The sequence below is a fragment of the Desmonostoc muscorum LEGE 12446 genome, assembly GCF_015207005.2.
In the GTDB taxonomy this organism is placed as follows: Bacteria; Cyanobacteriota; Cyanobacteriia; order Cyanobacteriales; family Nostocaceae; genus Nostoc; species Nostoc muscorum.
This window is the reverse complement of sequence record NZ_JADEXS020000001.1, coordinates 1,906,255-1,923,270: the sequence shown is the minus strand read 5'-3', so window position 1 is coordinate 1,923,270 and position 17,016 is coordinate 1,906,255. Positions and strand designations below refer to the sequence as shown.

15 protein-coding genes and 1 pseudogene are annotated in these 17,016 nt (G+C 42.6%); 7 read left to right on the top strand and 9 right to left on the bottom strand.

Annotated features, from left to right (window positions below; all coding sequences use genetic code 11):
- Positions 1-151: 151 nt before the first annotated feature.
- Together IQ276_RS08330 and IQ276_RS41375 are read right to left on the bottom strand one after the other, a co-directional pair.
- The gene (locus IQ276_RS08330) at positions 152-1,165 is read right to left on the bottom strand and encodes an IS701 family transposase (protein ID WP_193926053.1); all 1,014 of its coding nucleotides are present in this window, start codon (positions 1,163-1,165) and stop codon (positions 152-154) included.
- A 100-nt stretch (positions 1,166-1,265) separates the two neighbouring features.
- The gene (locus IQ276_RS41375) at positions 1,266-1,646 is read right to left on the bottom strand and encodes a helix-turn-helix domain-containing protein (protein ID WP_507236626.1); all 381 of its coding nucleotides are present in this window, start codon (positions 1,644-1,646) and stop codon (positions 1,266-1,268) included.
- 21 nt (positions 1,647-1,667) lie between these two features.
- On the opposite strand from IQ276_RS41375, the gene IQ276_RS08320 reads away from it, so the two are divergent.
- From IQ276_RS08320 to IQ276_RS08300, 5 genes are all read left to right on the top strand, one after another.
- A complete protein-coding gene (locus tag IQ276_RS08320; RefSeq protein ID WP_193926101.1) occupies positions 1,668-2,177 on the top strand; it encodes a helix-turn-helix domain-containing protein in 510 nt (169 codons plus the stop codon).
- A 56-nt stretch (positions 2,178-2,233) separates the two neighbouring features.
- Positions 2,234-2,383, top strand: a complete 150-nt coding sequence (locus tag IQ276_RS08315) for a hypothetical protein (protein WP_235115476.1) — start codon at positions 2,234-2,236, stop codon at positions 2,381-2,383.
- Entirely contained in the window at positions 2,380-2,727 is a 348-nt protein-coding gene (locus IQ276_RS08310) for a transposase (RefSeq protein WP_235115477.1), read from the top strand. The genes IQ276_RS08315 and IQ276_RS08310 overlap by 4 nt, the downstream gene beginning before the upstream one ends.
- Positions 2,728-3,482: 755 nt before the next feature.
- Positions 3,483-4,163 (top strand): hypothetical protein, encoded by a 681-nt coding sequence (locus tag IQ276_RS08305; protein ID WP_193915067.1) that lies wholly within the window; start codon positions 3,483-3,485, stop codon positions 4,161-4,163.
- Between the two features lie 133 nt (positions 4,164-4,296).
- On the top strand, positions 4,297-7,044 hold the full coding sequence (locus IQ276_RS08300; RefSeq protein WP_235115525.1) for a DUF4114 domain-containing protein: 2,748 nt from the start codon (positions 4,297-4,299) through the stop codon (positions 7,042-7,044).
- Positions 7,045-7,174: 130 nt separating this feature from the next.
- Here the strand turns inward: IQ276_RS08300 and IQ276_RS08295 are convergent, their stop codons facing one another.
- On the bottom strand, positions 7,175-7,735 hold the full coding sequence (locus tag IQ276_RS08295) for a PEP-CTERM sorting domain-containing protein (protein WP_193915071.1): 561 nt from the start codon (positions 7,733-7,735) through the stop codon (positions 7,175-7,177).
- 503 nt (positions 7,736-8,238) lie between these two features.
- On the opposite strand from IQ276_RS08295, the gene IQ276_RS08290 reads away from it, so the two are divergent.
- Positions 8,239-10,305: a hypothetical protein gene (locus tag IQ276_RS08290; RefSeq protein WP_193915073.1), complete on the top strand. Its 2,067-nt coding sequence runs from the start codon at positions 8,239-8,241 to the stop codon at positions 10,303-10,305.
- A gap of 690 nt (positions 10,306-10,995) precedes the next feature.
- Here the strand turns inward: IQ276_RS08290 and ftsH3 are convergent.
- The 6 genes from ftsH3 to IQ276_RS08260 all read right to left on the bottom strand — a co-directional run bounded on the left by ftsH3 (position 10,996) and on the right by IQ276_RS08260 (position 16,779).
- Positions 10,996-12,837, bottom strand: coding sequence for an ATP-dependent zinc metalloprotease FtsH3 (ftsH3, locus tag IQ276_RS08285; protein ID WP_193915075.1), 1,842 nt, complete (start codon positions 12,835-12,837; stop codon positions 10,996-10,998).
- A gap of 118 nt (positions 12,838-12,955) precedes the next feature.
- Entirely contained in the window at positions 12,956-13,750 is a 795-nt protein-coding gene (locus IQ276_RS08280; RefSeq protein WP_228042922.1) for an aminotransferase class IV, read from the bottom strand.
- Positions 13,751-13,761: 11 nt separating this feature from the next.
- Positions 13,762-14,181: a GNAT family N-acetyltransferase gene (locus IQ276_RS08275; protein WP_235115524.1), complete on the bottom strand. Its 420-nt coding sequence runs from the start codon at positions 14,179-14,181 to the stop codon at positions 13,762-13,764.
- A gap of 106 nt (positions 14,182-14,287) precedes the next feature.
- Complete coding sequence (locus IQ276_RS08270; RefSeq protein ID WP_193915077.1) at positions 14,288-15,073, bottom strand: hypothetical protein; 786 nt, start codon at positions 15,071-15,073, stop codon at positions 14,288-14,290.
- A gap of 152 nt (positions 15,074-15,225) precedes the next feature.
- Positions 15,226-16,425: an anion transporter gene (locus IQ276_RS08265; RefSeq protein WP_193915079.1), complete on the bottom strand. Its 1,200-nt coding sequence runs from the start codon at positions 16,423-16,425 to the stop codon at positions 15,226-15,228.
- Positions 16,426-16,428: 3 nt separating this feature from the next.
- Positions 16,429-16,779: an MFS transporter gene (locus IQ276_RS08260; protein ID WP_193915081.1), complete on the bottom strand. Its 351-nt coding sequence runs from the start codon at positions 16,777-16,779 to the stop codon at positions 16,429-16,431.
- 27 nt (positions 16,780-16,806) lie between these two features.
- Here IQ276_RS08260 and IQ276_RS08255 point away from each other — a divergent pair.
- Positions 16,807-16,953, top strand: a pseudogene (locus IQ276_RS08255) (ISKra4 family transposase); the annotation flags it as partial.
- Positions 16,954-17,016: the final 63 nt, after the last annotated feature.

Sequence of the window (17,016 nt, the reverse complement as noted above, 5' to 3'; positions counted from 1 at the left end):
GTCAGTGTTCACACTAGTCTTGGAAAAATTCAGAAACTTAATCTAAAGGAGAAAACTTTTGATTGCCCTAGGGGGTGCTAGATAGAATCAGGACTTACGCAACTGGCACAAATAGCGGGCAGGGCGCAGCCCTGACAGGCGACAATTTAAATCAAACCAAGCACATAAGAATACTTGGGCGTTTCAGTTGCTGAATTAAATAATTAGAAAGCAAGTTATGCTTGATTTGATAAATAGTTTGACCAGTTGTATAGGCTAAATTCTTTAACCTAACCCAAACTAACATTGCACAAGCGATATGATTTCTTTGAAGCCTAGCTTTCCGACATTGGCAAAATTCAATCCCAGTTAATTGTTTAATTTCTCTGTGAAACTCCTCGATTTTCCAACGAATTTTACACACCTCTTGTACAACATCCGTGGAACTTTGAGATAAATCGTTAGTTGCGACATAATCCGTTCTGTTGGTAGAAACAGTAACCCGGAATAGTTTCACTTTTTTATTAGCTGGGAACCCTTTAATTTTGATTATCTTACCACAATCTAATTCTTCTTGACTCCATTCTAATAATTCAATACGTTTATATTTTGCTTGACCAAATGTATCATCAACTAACCGATTGTCTTTTAAAGGGCAATAATAAATTTTGTCTAAGCTATCAATATATAGCATTAAACTGTGTACCGCATACCATGTATCCATCAAAACAGTATCAAATGGTAAAAGCTTATGATACACAAGGCTTTGGAGCATGTCTTTCACATGGTCTATCTTGGTTTTGCCATCGACATCAGGATTAAAAATTCGATAATCTATGACCCAAAATCTTTGAAGTGTAGGGTTGACATACACGCAGCTAACTACGCCAATGCCTTTAAGGACACCATGCTCATTACCACTATATTGTCTTCTGACTATTTCTATTTCTTCAGAATACCTTTTATCTAAAATGCTATCATCAAATATTATGTAACCATTGTCATCAGGCTCAACTACCTCTTTCACGTTATCCCATAGTAAACGAGGTGTTAATTTTTCTCTTTTCAAATAATAGTTAATTGTATCATGGCTAATACTCTCTAAATGCTCTGCCAAATTGGTAATGGTATAATTAATTTGGCTACTAAGTAGATACTGGCAATAATCTAATTTAGTAAACTTCATATTCAAAAGTATTCGTTACAGTAGCCTGAGCAGCAGCCCAAAAATTTGGTGTGAAAAGGAACAATTTACATTTGTACTCTAGTTCATTTCATCTGCATTTTTATAGTACTTTAGTACTATTTGTTAGCGATCGCATTGTGCCAGTTGCGTAAGTCCTGTTAAATTTGGGAAACCTAGCCCTTCCTTCAAAAAAGTTTTTGTAAGCTTTGTCTAGATTAATAGCTACGCACTGCAAAACTGACGAATAGCAATCTTGCTTTAACCAAGGGTACTCCACTTTTAATTGAGGCAATAAACCCTTGTATACACTCATCTTTAATGACTTTCCAGTTTCTTCATAGTGTTGAACGCAAACATTAAGTGCATAGTTCCAATACCATCTAGCGCATCCAAAAGATTTAGATAATGCTATTTGCTGCTCAGATGTTGGATATACTCTTATACCAATTTTATATGAAGCTGCATATAATAGAGAAAACAAACTTGATAAATTAAAATAACCATGAGCCGCCCTTTTAAGATTGAAATCGCAGAGAGCGAAGAAGAACTTAAAAAACGTCTACAAACAGCTAACTTAGGAAACCAGAAAGAAAAACTTATTATGCTGTGGTGGATAAAAAGCGGACAGGTTAAGGAGCAGCAAGAAATTGGAAAACGCTTGGCGAAAGATACCTCAACTGTAACAAGGTGGTTGCAAAAGTATAGAGCAGGCGGGCTATATGAATTACTGGAAATGAAAAAAGCTCCAGGAGCAAAACGCAAAATTCATGACGCAGCGATCGCAGCACTGGAGGAAGAGTTAAAAACAGGAAAAGGCTTTAGTAGCTATGGTGCAATAGTTGAGTGGTTGAAACAAGAACATGGACAAGATATAGAGTATGCAACGGTTTATGCGTGGGTTCGATATCGATTAGGAGCAAAACTAAAAGTGCCTCGCCCTCAAAGCCATAAGCAAGACGAGAAATTGGTATCTGAATTTAAAAAAAACTTGGAATCATTCTTAATTGTCTAGAAGAACATCTAGCACCTGGCAAGTGTGTTCGCTACTTGTGCCAGGATGAAACGAGGGTGGGACTGAAAACTCTCACAGGAAAAGTGATTACTGCCTCTGGAGTCAAGCCTACTGTTGAGGTGAAATGGCCACGGGAAAATTTTTGGATTTATGGTGCGATTGAACCAAAGACTTGCGATCACAACATTACGAGTATCCGAAATTGAATGGCGAGTGTTTTCAACAGTTTTTGGACTGGCTATCTCAACAATTAGGTGGGGATTACGCTATTTTACAGGTTGACCAAGCACCTGCTCATACAAGTTCAGCGATTCGTTGGCAAGAGTTTATTATTCCTCTGTTTCAGCCACCTTCAGCCCCTGAACTCAATCCCATTGAAAGGCTTTGGCAGCTCCTCAAGAAACCACTCAAAAATCAGCTTTTCTCTTCTTTACAAACTTTACGCGATCGCATCCAAGAAATATTTGATCAACTTACACTTGAGCAGGTAATTTCCGTCTCTTCTTACAACTTTATCCTGGAAGCTTTATTCTATGCAGCTTCATATTAAATTGGTATTAGAAGAATTGCTTTCAACACTTTCAGTCACCGACAAGCAGAAGGCAAGCATATCACAACGTAACGACAATATCACGACATGAAGAAGAAATATTTTAACTTGCGATTATCTGAACGCAGATTAAACAAACTTCGTAACTACGCTGTAGCAGTTGATAAGACCATGACACAAATTATTGAAGAATTCATTGACTCGATTACGTTAACAGAGAGGGGCGATTCCTCCTCGACGCCTCGCCCTCTCAATCCGTAGGATTGAATTAGTTAGGGGTCAACTCGTCACCGCCCAAAAATTCATCCCACACTCCCCTTCGGGTGAGATGTGGGGCTTCTTTTCGTTTGAGCTAAAAAAATTTTGTAATTTTCCGGAATTGGTCATGAAGGGGTGGTAGTCTCTATCAGACAAGCGATTTATACTGAAACTCTATAACGAAACCTCCGGGGTATATAACCCCATATTAAAAGCTCGGTCTTAACGACCGGGCTTTTGATATAGGGATGCGGAGAATGAAATGTATAAATAGCTGTAGCCTTTCAGAACAGTGTCCATTGCATGGCGCTTCGGCGATTGTGGACTTGAAAGTAAAAAAATCACACAAACTACTTATGTATTTGCATAATCTCGGAAATAAGCTGCGTATGTATATTAACAGGACATAACGAATAGCCTGCCGATCCTGGTTACTTACTGCAATGAGCGCGAGTTCGAGGGTTTGAGTTGTGAATTTAAAAAATGGCAAATTACCCATGAAACATACACAAAAAGCGATCGCTAATCGTTTAAAAGCTATGCCAAAAGGAAAAATCGGTGCGATCGTATGTGTTCCCTTGCTGCTAGTCGAGGCAGTATTTGTACCCGCAGCGATTGCTTTGGATGGGGAAAAGCTATACCAGCTATGTTCTCGCTTTCCTCTGAATTCTCAATGTCAGGGTTACGAAACACCTATATCTTTGGGTAATCGTTCAGGAAAAACAGGTAACTGTATTTTTAAGAAGAATGAGGTAGAAAACCGAGGACTTTGCAAGATTACTGTGAACGAAACAGGTATTACTATTTACCAAGAAACTGGCAAAAAACTGGAAATTATTAACGATCAAAAACCTACTCTTACCATAGAGATTACCGCAACCAGCGTCAGTGGAATTGAGTATCGTGAAGACGAAAAAAATAATACAGATGCAAAGGTTCTCAACACCCTTCTATTTGGAATTGCTGGGTTGCTGCTCACTCCCAACAAAAAGGTGTCGGAAATTCAGATTAATTACACATCAACAACTCCCCAAGACACCAGCCAAGAACAACAAAGTGTGGACTCCTTAAGGGTAGTTGTTGGGCGAGAGACTGGTAGAGAAATGCGATCGCAGTTAGAAAAAATCACCGGTCGTCAAGCAGAAGTTCCACAAGCTAAACCTGAACCGACGAAGTAGCTTTCACTAAGGCATCTAAATCTGCGGTAGCAATGTAACTTATCAACCCATTGGAAGCTTAGTGTTGGCGATCGCTTCTGAAGCCCCAACACACTGCAAGAGAAAATTTAGTCCCAAGCAATACACATCTATCATGAGCAACATCAACAACGTCCTGTGGGCGCAGCAATTGGGCGGCACATTCCCCGACACTGGCATTAACATCGCCGCCGACGGTTCCGGCAACACCTACGTCACAGGAGCCTTTAACGGTACTGCCACCTTTGGTAATACCACCCTCACCAGTACGAGTTTTGGTTATAGTGATGTCTTCGTCGCTAAACTCGACAGCAACAAAAACGTCCTATGGGCACAGAAATTAGGCGGCACGTTAACTGATTTCGGCTTGGGCATCACCGTCGATGAGGCTGGTAACAGTTACGCCACAGGATCTTTCTCAGGTACAGCTACTTTTGGCAGCACCACCCTCACTAGCACTGGTAATGAGGATGGCTTCATCACTAAGCTTGATAGCAATGGCAACGCTACGGGAGGCTTCTCAGATACCGGCACCTTTGGTAATATCACTCTCACCAGTGCGGGCAGCATAGATGCCTTTGTCGTCAAGCTTGGGGATGAGGTAGAGCAACCAAAAATCAGCCTCGCCCTCACACCCAACAGTGTTGCTGAAGACGGTAGCAACAATCTCATTTATACCTTCACCCGTAATGGTGACACAACTAACTCCCAGATAGTCAACTTCAATATTGGCGGCAATGCTACTTACAACACTGACTACACAATAGTTGGAACTGACACCTTTACTGGCTTTAATGGCACTGTCACCTTTAAAGCTGGTGATACCACTGCTACTGTCACCATTAATCCAACTGCTGACACAACCTTTGAGGCTGATGAAACAGTGAGCTTAACACTGGCATCAGGAACAGGTTACGCCATTGCTACATCGGAGGCAGTGACAGGTGAGATTACCAATGGGGGCAATATAATCACCAGTCTCAATGCGGGCAGTATTACAATTAATGGTGGTAATTTGATACTCATCAGTCATGATACGGTAGAGCAACCAAAAATCAGCCTCGCCCTCACACCCAACAGTGTTGCTGAAGACGGTAGCAACAATCTCATTTATACCTTCACCCGTAATGGCGACACAACTAACTCCCAGATAGTCAACTTCAATATTGGCGGCAATGCTACTTACAACACTGACTACACAATAGTTGGAACTGACACCTTTACTGGCTTTAATGGCACTGTCGCCTTTAAAGCTGGTGATACCACTGCTACTGTCACCATTAATCCAACTGCTGACACAACCTTTGAGGCTGATGAAACAGTGAGCTTAACACTGGCATCAGGAACAGGTTACGCCATTGCTACATCGGAGGCAGTGACAGGTGAGATTACCAATGGGGGCAATATAATCACCAGTCTCTATGCGGGCAGTGTTACAATTAATGGTGGTAATTTGATACTCACCAGTCGTGATACGGTAGAGCAACCAAAAATCAGCCTCGTCCTCACACCGAACAGCGTTGCTGAAGATGGTAGCAACAACTTCATTTATACCTTCACCCGTGATGGCGACACAACTAACCCCCAGATAGTCAACTTCAATATTGGCGGCAATGCTACTTACAACACTGACTACACAATAGTTGGAACTGACACCTTTACTGGCTTTAATGGCACTGTCGCCTTTAAAGCTGGTGATACCACTGCTACTGTCACCATTAATCCAACTGCTGACACAACCTTTGAGGCTGATGAAACAGTGAGCTTAACACTGGCATCAGGAACAGGTTACGCCATTGCTACATCGGAGGCAGTGACAGGTGAGATTACCAATGACGACACTCAAATTACCCTCGCACCTGAGAATACTGATAGTGTATTCAACCTTAGCGGTGCTGCAACCCCTGTACAGTTTCTCCTTAAGAGTGCCAGTCCTGGTGTTGTCAACGAAATCGGACTGTTTACCGTAGACGATGACAAAGGCACCATCGACGGCATTACGCCCAACGATTCCAACTACACTCAAGCGGCGCTGGCACGTTCTCGCAGTATCTTCTCAACTTTAGGAAATTCGCCCAACGGCTTTGATAGCAACCTCACCCGGACTCTTGACCTCGATGGTGGTATTCGCTTCCGCCTATTACTAGTACAAAACGGCACCCTCGATGGTTTGCGGAATGGTACAGTACCACTGTCACAATTGCGGCTCTCCTCTCCTACTTCCTTGCAAGTTTCTGATGCAGGTAACAGCAACTTTGACCTGCGCTTTGAGGATAGTCCTGGGAGTGGTCAGTTCAACGATGCGGTAGTGCAAATGCAACTGGGAACACAAGCTGACAAACCCATAGGCACTGCCCTACAAGACCAGCAGGAAGGCGAGGTGTTGGACTTGCGTGGACTAATAGGTACGCAGAATGCAACGTTTACGGTTAACCGTGAGGCGGCATATAACAACTTTGTCGGTTTCTTTCGTGTGGCGGATGCCACAGGCGGCATCGATACCAACAGTGACGGTATAGGGGATTTGCTACCCGGACAAGCAGGCTATGGAGAGGCGGCAGTAAAGAACCGTGTCGGCGGCATTGACCTGAGTGTGGGGAATCAGGGTAAAGCAACCTTTACAGGTCAGTTTGAAGCTGGTTCAATATTTGCACCATTTCTCATCGTGAATGGTACACCTGCACAAATTCTTGACAGCAACCCCAATAATAACCCGGCAATTTACTTCCCGTATCTGGGCGCAAATTCGGATAAAGTAGACCATGTGCGGATATTAGGCAACAATGTTTTCGGGTTTGAGGACTTGTCCAACGGCGGCGATCAAGATTTCAATGACATCATTGTTAGCGTGAAGTTCGGCTAATTTGGGGAGACAAGGAGCGATCGCACCGCACCTCTATCCCGATGTTCGATTTGGATAAAGTCGAGCCAAGAAGTCTATGAGCAGACTATTGCTGTGAGAGCAATAGTCTGCTCATAGACTTCTTTTATCCCTAGATGCTTTTATAGGCTTTCTTTCGTTTTGTCCACCAGCCAAAACCAAGAGCAATTAATGAGCCACCTACTGCATTAGGTTCGGGAACAGAACGTGGATTGATACTAAAGCTGCCATAATCTACATCACTTGAAAGCTCTGAATAACCTTCATTAAAACTACTGTAGAATACGTTAACGTTCCCATTTCCGTCTTCTCCGCTACCGGAAACCAGGTAAGAAAAACCGTTGGTGGTTAAGAATGGCTGACTCGGATTCAAGAGATTATCGTTGACACCGTATGTACCCGGTGAGAGTAACCCGATTATTGTCTCTGTAATTCCTTGAGCTGTCCTTGTCCCACTTATACCTGTGATTGTGTAATTGTTGTTTATGGGGTCTAGATCGGTTGTGGTAAGGATGCCGCTAGCTGAAATAGGCGTACCATTTGCTTCGTAGCTGGGAAAAGAATACTGAAAATCAAATAACTGTGCAGCTTGCGCTGAAGAAGACGCACCGACAGCAGTCAAGCCGATAACAGCGCTAGCGGTAGCAATGCCAAGTTTCTTGACTAATTCCATCAAAATAATTCTCCAAAAAAATAAAGTAAAAATTCGGGTAGGAGTCACAATATTCTTTCTTCTGACTCCCAGCTCCGTATATTCCAAACAAAAAGTAATACAGCAGAATTCAGAATGGGCTACGCCCCGCTGCGCTAACAGAATTCAGAGAGAAGTTCGAGCGCCCCAAGCCAGCGCTCAAAACTTCGGAGAGTAAAACACTTTTTATGCCTGGATAACAGATGAATCGTTGTGTACCTTACCAACTTGGAATGTGCTGTATCTTTGAGCGCAACTTGGTATCACTAAAGCTGTCCGCTAGTCAGATGAAAATAGTTTAAATTGGCAAATAATTTAAATTATTATTTACAATATTTTACAAAGTTATAAAACTATAATATATACACGGAATTGAACAAATCTTTTTTTTGTCGTGAACGAATATAACAAAAATTTTTAGTGTCCTGATAACTATGTAATAAGGTGGTATATCTACTTATAGTTTTTTAGTAACAGTCGGGTCAATGAAACAAAAAAAAAATAACCCTAAATATGGTTTAAGTAGATGGTTATTTGCGTTGAAAACTAAGATTTTATTATTACTGTGCATTTTTATTACTACTAGTTTTGGTATTGTGTTATCAAATTTGTTGATAACAAGCCAGCCAGCTTTCGCAAAGATTGACCCACTACAACCAGCACCAACTCAACCAGTAGGCTACTACGATTATTTCGGTAAACTCCTCAGCCCCCAAGAAGCATCACAACTTGTTGCCAGTAAAGGGCTTAATCCTAAAGACCCTATTTCTTATGAAAAGATAGGCGCAGTTCATATTACTAAAGAATTGATTGCCCAAGGTGAAGATATATTTTTCAATCGACCTATAGGGGATTTATTTGGCTTGCAAGGTGTGTTTGGTCTTGGACAAGGTTCAGCCATTATTGCGGATGAAATTACCACAGCAGTTATTAATTTGCGGGGTCAGCCAACCAATAATTTAAAAATTATCTTGCAGAAAGATGTCCCTATAGGTAGTCGGATTTTACGAAAAGGTACAGCCATAAATACTGGCTTAAAGCTAGAAAAAGGCGGAACTGCTCCCATAGGAACGGCCGCAAATGGGCAAAGTAGCTGTGCATCTTGCCATGCTTCTATTTCCAAAGAAGGTAAACTTCTTCCTGGTGTAGCAAATGGTGAAATAGCCTTTCCGATATTTCTCGGTTTAGCGCCAAATTCATCTGCTGCTTTCTCACGCACCAAACTCAATCCCTTAGATCCAAAATACCAAGGCAATGGCAAAACTATTATTGACAGTAAAGGTAATTTAGTAAAATTGCCCGATCCTCAAAAGTTTGAGAAGGCTTTTGATGATATTTTATGGCAATTACCTTTTGGTAATTTTGAAAGTTCCACAGATGGGATTAAAAATACTACTCAAATTCCCAACAATTTCACCTTTAAAACTCATCCCTACGCTGCCTCTGGAGAAGCTGCTATTGGCCCGTTTGCTGGATTGAGCGCTTTTAACAGTGCTGTTCACTCTTCAGAAATAAACATCCTTGCATCATACGAACTAATCGCCAAAAGTCTCAATATTGACCCAGAAGTATATCTTGGTACTGCTCTTCAAAATGCTGCCGACGAAAGAATACGTTTCCCAGAAGGTGTTCAACCCTCAGTATGGTTGCGGACAATTGTACCGGATGCTAGTCGAGCAGAGTTACAAGATCAAGTTGTTGCTCCTGGTGTAGGTAACTATCCAGATTTGAAACCTAACTTGTTAACAGCTAATGGACTAATTTTTAGTCCCCCGACTGGCAATCCTTTAGATAATGCTAGTGGTAAGTTCATGTTTGCTAATAACGCCATGTCTGCTTATCAAAATAGCTTAGTACCACCTGCTAACAAGACTCCTGAAAACTGGCAAGCACTTAATAATAATTCAGTCAAACGTGGGGCGAAAGTTTTTGAAAAGGCTAATTGTGCAACTTGCCATATTCCTCCCTTCTTCACTGACAATAAGGTTTACCCAACTGATAAAATTGGTACTAATCCAGCCCGCGCCCAGGCTCGCTTGGCACTGGTGAAATTCTTTGTGCCTACCAAGCTATACAGTTTCAATAATCCTGTTCCCATACCTGCTGATGCAAAAGTGTTGGATGTCCCAACCCCATCTGATACCCCTATTAATCAACGACCAAATGGTGGTTACAAAACTACTTCCTTACGTGGCCTTTATTTAAACCCACCCTATTTACATGATGGTGGTGTAGCAGTACGGGCTGGTAGTTTAAAATTTGACTCTAATGCCGATTTCACTGTTGTTGATTCGACTGGGTTAGGGTTGCCTGGCACTCTGCGCCAAAGCATACCAGCCGATGCTGCTAGCAGCTTAAGGGCTTTAGTTGATCGTAAACTTCGTGCCAAAGTCATCAAAGCTAACAAAGCTGACCCGGATTTAGTAAGTAGTAACCTTGATGGTACAGGTCATGAATTTTATGTAGACAGTCAAGCTGGATTTAATCCTAAACAACAAACAGACCTGATTAATTTCTTACTGGCGCTTGATGATAACCCTGGTGAGTTCTAATTAAGAAGGTTAATAGTCAATAGTTCCATATTAAAAGCTCGGTCTTGATGACCGAGCTTTTGATATATATAGGCCAATACAGTTCAGTTAAGCATTTTTTTCTTCTCTCTGTGTCGCGCCAGTTGCTTCTCCCAAGGGGAGACGCTGCGCGAACAAGTCGGGGAACCCGCCCAACGCACTGGCTTCTCTGCGCCTCTGCGGTATCCTGCGGGAAGCCGCTTTGCGTCTACGTTAAAAAAAACTGACTTTGACAAAGAGTTTTAGCCTTAACACCAAGCGTATTGATATATAGGCACAGAGGATAGGAAACGCAGGGATACAGAGAATCACATTTGACGCACTCCCCCGCATGAATGACGGGGGATTCTGGGTTCAAGCAGCAATTGCAGGTACACCCGTCTTACATTGCCTCGCCCACTGGACAACGCCCTGCCCAGGATGTATATCTTACCATTAACGGCTGAATAAATTTCAGCCATCCGCTTATATCCCCCGCATAAATGACGGGGGCTTTACGCATCACAACTCGTAATGGAATTTTGGAGAATTAATTATTCGGAAAAAATTCGGGGTAACTCTGGAAAATGCCAGAATTACCCCGTTGTTTTAACTTGTTGGGTAACGCTTACGCCCAATCCAACCGACTTTGATTCATAAGTTCTGAATTCTGAATTCTGAATTCTGAATTAATTAGGCAAACGCAGCAGTTTTCACATCGTTATTTGCCAGAATTTCTTGCAATTCTTCAGCATCTACTGTTTCTTTATCAACTAGCATTTGCGCTAATTGATCTAGAATGTGGCGGTTGCCGACTAACACTTCTTTCGCACGGGTATAAGCTATATCTACAAGTTTGCGGACTTCTTCATCAATAGCAGCGGCGGTTTCTTCAGAGAAATCGCGTTCTGACATGATGTCCCGTCCCAGGAACATGTTACCTTGTTGACGACCAAGGGCGACTGGGCCTAAGCGATCGCTCATCCCAAATCGGGTGATCATCTGACGCGCAACACGGGCTACTTGTTGCAAGTCGTTGGAAGCACCTGTGGTAACTTCTTCTTCACCAAAGATTAATTCTTCGGCGATGCGTCCACCCAAAGCCACAGCCATCTGATTTTCCAGATAAGCGCGGCTGTATAAACCAGTGTCCATGCGGTCTTCACTGGGAGTAAACCAAGTTAAACCACCTGCACGACCACGAGGGATGATGCTAATCTTTTGTACTGGGTCATAGTCGGGCATCAAAGCACCAACTAAGGCGTGACCAGCTTCGTGATATGCTACCAAGGTCTTGCGCTTTTCGCTCATTACCCGGTCTTTCTTCTCTGGGCCAGCTAATACGCGATCGATCGCATCGTTGATTTCATCCATCGAAATTTCAGTTAAATTCCGCCGTGCTGCCAAAATTGCGGCTTCATTTAACAAGTTGGATAAATCTGCACCGGTAAATCCAGGGGTACGACGGGCGATTTTATCTAAGTCCACATCTTTCGCCAAGGTTTTGCCACGGGCATGTACCTTGAGGATTTCGCTACGTCCAGCATAGTCGGGACGGTCTACTACAACTTGACGGTCAAAACGACCTGGACGCAACAATGCTGCATCTAGGACATCGGGACGGTTGGTTGCAGCGATAATGATGATGCCGGTGTTACCTTCAAAGCCGTCCATTTCTGTGAGCAGCTGGTTGAGGGTTTGTTCGCGTTCATCGTTACCACCGCCTAAACCTGCACCCCGCTGACGACCTACGGCGTCAATTTCATCGATGAACACGATGCAGGGAGCGTTGGATTTGGCTTGTTCAAATAAATCGCGGACACGGGATGCACCCACACCCACGAACATTTCCACAAATTCCGAACCAGAGATTGAGAAGAATGGTACACCCGCTTCACCAGCTACAGCACGAGCTAGGAGGGTTTTACCAGTACCAGGAGGGCCAACTAAGAGTACGCCTTTAGGAATTTTTGCACCAACGGCGGTAAAGCGATCGGCGTTTTTCAGAAAGTCTACGACTTCGTTTAATTCCAATTTGGCTTGGTCAATACCAGCTACATCACCAAATGTCACCTGAGTTTGAGGTTCCATTTGTACTCTGGCTTTGGATTTGCCAAAGTTCATGGCTTGGCTGCCAGGGCCACTTTGAGCGCGACGTAGCAAGAAGAATAAGCCAACCAAAAGCAATACAGGGAAAAATAAGCTGCTCAGTGCCTTAAACCAAAATCCTTCGTCGGTTTGGGGCAAAACTGAAATATCAACGCCTTTTGATGTCAAAGTATTGATTAAATCTGGGTCGTTGACTAAGGTTACCAGCCGTTTATTTGGGTCGTATTTGGGTGTAACCAATGCTGTAGAACGGTCTGCACTCAGACTGACTTTTTCTACTCTGCCTTGTTCAACTTCTTGAATAAAGCGACTGTATCGCCATGTCTCTCTGCTTTGGGGTTGTTTGTCAAAAAATGCTGTACCCAGGGCAATGACAACAATAAATAGCAGCGCGTACAGCCCTGCGTTTCTCCATCTTTTATTCACTAAGGTCTATCCTCCTGTATTTTTCGCGCCATCGCGTAGCGTCTGTAAGCGGAGAGGTCATTATTAAGAATTATGTTAACTTATCTTAAGATATAACAGATTGGCGTGGCTGTCATGCTCAAAAAAGACCCCTTATTTGCTGAAAACTAGGATGGTGTGGATTATATTGTAGCGATCCTGTTGGCTGATGAACGGTATGAATGGGGATAATCTCTACCACACTATTAGTGTAGGCGATCGCTTCAAATTTCTGGACTAGCTCTACACTCCAAGGTTCCTGCTGCATTGGTTGTTGCTGGTTTTGTAACCAGTTTACAAGTTGCGATCGCAATATTCCCGGCAAAATTCCAGCCTTGATTGGCGGCGTCCACCAACTACCATCACACCATCCCAAAAGGTTACCTGTGCTGGTTTCTAGCCAATTTCCTTGGGCATCTACTAATATTGCTTCTTGGGCATTTGAGCTAGTTTTTGCTAACCAAGCACTCAAATAATTTCCAGTTTTATGAGAAGGCAGAGAACGAGAAAATTCTGAACTGGCAACGTAGCACGCAATACCATTTTTTTGCTTTTCTGTCAAATCTGGTGGTAAAAATCTGCCAATTATCGACTCTCGTCCATCGGGAAACAGGGTAATTCTGAGAACCGGGAAGTGTGGGAGGAGAAGTTGGGCACCTTGGCGTACACGCTTCCAATCGGGTTGTTGCCAAGCAAAAGATTGGATTGAGGAAAGTAGGCGATCGCAATGTGCTTGCCAATTAGTTAAATTACTATCTAGGGAGTTCTCATAAACTCGCAACGTTGTAAAAACAGTCGCCCCATAAAGTAACCCTGGATCGTTAATATTTAATTCCAGAGTTTGGGAGTGAATTAATTTCCCGTCATACCAAAAAATATCATTGTTCACACTCATCTTGTTTGTCGCTACAATTCTATTGAAAAGTGATGACTTGTAATGCTCATGCGCTGCATGAGATAAAATCTGTGAGCTGCAAATCGCTGAACACCAGAATCAAGACTCAGGTATTGACAGTAGTTATTTGTTGCATATTCAATTAGCCACTGAAATAACTGTTGACCATAGTTTTGTGACCGCTTCCACTCATCAACAACTAAATCATCAACATATAAAAATTTCCCCGATGCTAAACATGTAGAAATGCGAAATCCGGCAACTGCGACAGTTCGGTCGTCTATTTCCAAGAATGCAATTTGATATCCTTCTTTCATCTGATATCGAACTTGTTCTATAAACTTAGCTTCTTCAAGGTGAGGACGCAACTGGGACATGACAGGAAAACACTGTAATATTTGAAAATCAGATTCTGCCAATTGTATTGACACCGCTATTGCTCCTAAATTTATTGTGTGTTTTCTTTTTCAGCTATCAATTGGATCGCGATTTTGCAAAAGTTTATTTCTCTTACAGCAAAACGCTATGAAGAATAAATTAATCTTTTGGCGGAAAGACAATTTTAGAATTTCCTTCAGGAGTTTGAATTACTTTTCCTCCCAAAGCTTCAATTTCCCTAATTGCGCGTTTACGAGTTTTTTCGTCAACTTGATTATTTAAAACCATTGCCCAGGTAGCAATTTGAGCATATTTACTGTTAGGATTTCGGCTGAGAAATTCAGCAGTTTTTTCAGAACTAGCAGCTACAAACTGACTTTCTTCATCTGAAAAATTTCTCGCCCAATTTGCCGCTGTTGCAAAAGACTGTTGGGCAGCTTGAGGATTGCCTAAAAATAATAACTCATCAGTTCCTTTAAAACGCCAGACGTAATAAGACTTTTCGGGAACCCAGGGAGATAGAGATTTTAAGCCTTTTTCTGATATAGCGATCGCCCGTTCTGGCATGGCAGCATACAATGAAGTACTAATGGAAAGACTGCGATACGCTGCTAAAAATCGCGGGTCACGTTCTAGAATTACTTCAAAATATTCTGGGCTTAAACTATAACCTGTTTTATCCCGGACTTCATCATCTCCAAAATATTGTAAAAAATTGAGGTATACCCAATCTCCAATCAAGTTTTTATAACCGAAACTAGGCATTTTTTTGAGAAAATCAAGACTGATTTTTTCTGATTTAATATCTTTTTCTAGAGTTTCTAGGGAAGCAGATTTTTGACTGTTGAGCAGTTTTTCCAGTCGGGGAAATTGAATGAAGCCAACTCCTAAAATACACGCAAAGATTATAAAAGGTGTAACAATAGCTTTACGCGATAACAACATATTTCCCTTTTTTGTACCAAATATAAAGTATTATATTATACTTAGAATCCTGGCATTTTAGCTTAAAGCGTGAGGTACACCTGTAAGGGCACGGCACTGCCGTGCCCCTACACCTTGCGATATGATGTTGTACTGCATCTGAATGGGAACCACTATAAAGGATTAGCATAAATCCAGAAATAAGTAAGTGCCAGAGTCACAGCAGTTAACGGTAGTCCAAATCGTAAATGCTCCCCAAAGGTCAGCCGATATCCTCGCTTGGCAACTGCCTCCGCTACAATCAAATTGGCAACAGAACCCAGCAGCGTCAAATTTCCTGCCAGTGTGGAAGCTGCCGCTAGCAGTAGCCAAGTTTGCGTATCGGGATGAGGAATTAGGTGATGTAGCAGCAGTACCGCCGGCACATTGGATACCAGATTCGACAACAACACGGTTACTCCCAGAATGCTCAAGGGATCGTGAACGAAACGTGAAAACCATTCCAGCGCACCAAGTTTCTGCACGCCCTCGGTGAGAATGAACAAGCCACAGAACATCAGCAGCAAATCCCAATCCACCTTTTGGAGAATTCGCTCTGGCTTGAGGCGACGTGTTACTAGTAATAGCCCAGCGGCAATTAAGGTTGCTTCGGCAGTGGGAATGCCAATTAAAAAAGCTACTAGTAATCCGCCTGTAATTAGCAGACTCTTGATTAGCAGTGGTTTGAAGATACGGTAATTGGGTGGTTCTACTTTCAGATCGGGACGAAGAGAACGCACCTCTGGATACAACCACCACAACCAACCCACTTGGATTACTAAACTTACCAAAGCTAGGGGTGTCAAAGCTTTGGCAAAGTCTAGATAACTAATGCTAGAGAACGAACCAATTAAGATATTTTGAGGATTGCCGCTGAGGGTGGCAACAGAACCAATATTAGTTGCCCCAGCTAGTGCCAACAAGTAGGGAACAGGGTTGAGGTTGAGTAATTGCGTCAGACTAACTACTAGAGGTGTGAGAATTAGGGCGATCGTGTCATTGAGGAACAGTGCTGAGAGAAAACCGCTACCAAAAGTTAGTACTATTAATAATCCTAAGGGACTGTGTATATTACGGATAGTGTAATCAACAGCCAACCGGAAAAAACCGGAAACGGCGAGATTAGCACTAATTATCATCATGCCGAACAGGAAGATGACTGTTTTGTAGTCAATAGCACTCCATGCCGCACGCAGATCCAACAATCCTAATGCCATCAACAAAGCCGAACCCACAATGGCAATTGTGGCACGATTCATCCGCAGTCCAGGTAAGTAGCCCAGTCCCAACCCGATGTAAGTTAGTAAAATCACAAGGTATCGCAGAACTAGCATTGCCTACTCCCCCACCGTAGTTAACTCAGATTGAGAGTTTACCGAATGGGATGTAGATTTAGTTTCAGGCATAAAGAACCAAAAGAAAGCCAAGGCAAAGGCGGCGATCGCGGCTATACTCAAAAAGCTAGCTTTGTACCCAACTTCTTTAGCTACAAAACCAGCCAAGGAGTTACTCAGGGACGCACCAATGCCAACGGCAGCGCCAATTCCTCCCTGGGCTAGATTGAAGTGTCCTATTCCCTTTGTCAAATCGGCTATTACCAAAAGCTGCATGACGCCAAAAATTCCTGCACCAATACCATCCAATAATTGCACAGATACCAAAAAGAAAGGATTATCGTTGGGGAGCATCCCAATTTGGCAAAAAGAGAGAAAAATAAGATTAAAGTCGCTAATAAACAAGCATCTCGTTTGGGGATAGAACCGTATCGGCGATTTAGCCCATTGCTTGAAAAGTGCTGTTTATTACTTGCAGCCAACGAGTCATATCAGGATGCAGAGAATGACCTTAAGATTCTAACAGGCAGTAGACCGAAAACTTTTGCGATCGCTCTGTCAAGAATGCCTGCTCCAGTGGATTTTTGCGAA